Below are 1,205 nucleotides of genomic sequence, written 5' to 3' on the forward strand. Positions count from 1 at the left end.
CCTCCCTCAATGAGGATAGGACACCAAAACAGTGCGACAGTTCTGTCGGTTCAACAAGAGTTTTTCAACAGAATCGGCCAGGAGCTGTCGTCCGATAAGTAGCCGTGAACGGCAGGTCTAGGCTGATAGGCGCCGCTATGCTTCAGCCAGCCTGTGACTGCTGCCGCCTCTATCGGTCATTGGACTTTTCGCTTCCCGAGTGACTGCTGCACCGTCAAGTCCGGCCATTTAGCAGAACTCTCGCAAGGGCGACCAAGGCCGTTGGCTCCACGTAGGTCAAAGGCAGCTCTCACGGGCTGCGAACTAACGGGGCCGACGGCGGATTCAATCGGGCGATGCAACACACTATGACCCGCTCAGGCAGAAAGGGTGTTGCAAATGAAGTACCGGACACAAACCTACTACACCGACAGTCAGAAGCCGAGGCACGCTTTTAGCACCTTCAAGCGTGACTACATGAGCCGCATGAATCTGTGCGATGCACCGACCGTGCTGGCACAATCGGCGGAGGCGTTCGAGCACTTTAACGGAATCCGTCCGCATTCAAGCTTGGGAATGATGTCGCCCAAGGAATGCCAAAGCAGCACAACCACCCCACCCACCAGCGCTAACTAGCGACTGGACTGTGGCCGGAAGCACAAGGGCAAGATCAGTGAAGGACTAGTCGTGGACCGTGTCCGGAAATTCAAAAAGCTATCTCATATCCAACAACGTCCCGTTTGGGGTTACTCAAGTGATCGCATTTCGGCAAGGTCTAGACTGAATGCCTAACTTCCTTGCAGGAAGGGAAACACCATGCAGTCTCCAAAGTCCATTCTGCTGCACATTGACGGCACAGCGCGATGCGTTGAACGGGTACGGATCACTCGCCAGTTGGCCGAAACCTTCGAAGCAGAGGCCACGGCGCTGTACAGCGTGACGCCTTTGCTGCTGCGCTACCCGCTGGCGATCGAGGGAGGCGCAGTGATTGCCGGTGAACTGGCCAAACTAGACGACGAATACCGTGATCAGGCTCACTCAGTCTTCCAGGCCGCCAGTGCCGCGTCACCACGCCTGACTTGGGCCAAGTTGACAGGTGGTGCTCCCTGGGAATTCGCGCAGCAGGCACTATATGCCGATCTGATGGTGCTAGGGCTCGTCATCAATTGAGCCAGACGACAGTGGCCGCAAGGTGAATCCCTCCCAAGAATGCCGCTGCCGTTTTG

General features: G+C 56.5%; 2 protein-coding genes. Both read left to right on the plus strand.

Annotated elements, in window-relative coordinates; genetic code table 11:
* Nucleotides 1–378 precede the first annotated feature (378 nt).
* Nucleotides 379–615: an integrase core domain-containing protein gene (locus tag AB6724_RS21770; RefSeq protein ID WP_439329915.1), complete on the plus strand. Its 237-nt coding sequence runs from the start codon at nucleotides 379–381 to the stop codon at nucleotides 613–615.
* A 180-nt stretch (nucleotides 616–795) separates the two neighbouring features.
* The gene (locus tag AB6724_RS21775) at nucleotides 796–1,149 is read left to right on the plus strand and encodes a hypothetical protein (protein WP_369340621.1); all 354 of its coding nucleotides are present in this window, start codon (nucleotides 796–798) and stop codon (nucleotides 1,147–1,149) included.
* Nucleotides 1,150–1,205 lie beyond the last annotated feature (56 nt).

Source organism: Comamonas guangdongensis, from assembly GCF_041079535.1.
Classification (GTDB): domain Bacteria; phylum Pseudomonadota; class Gammaproteobacteria; order Burkholderiales; family Burkholderiaceae_C; genus Comamonas; species Comamonas guangdongensis.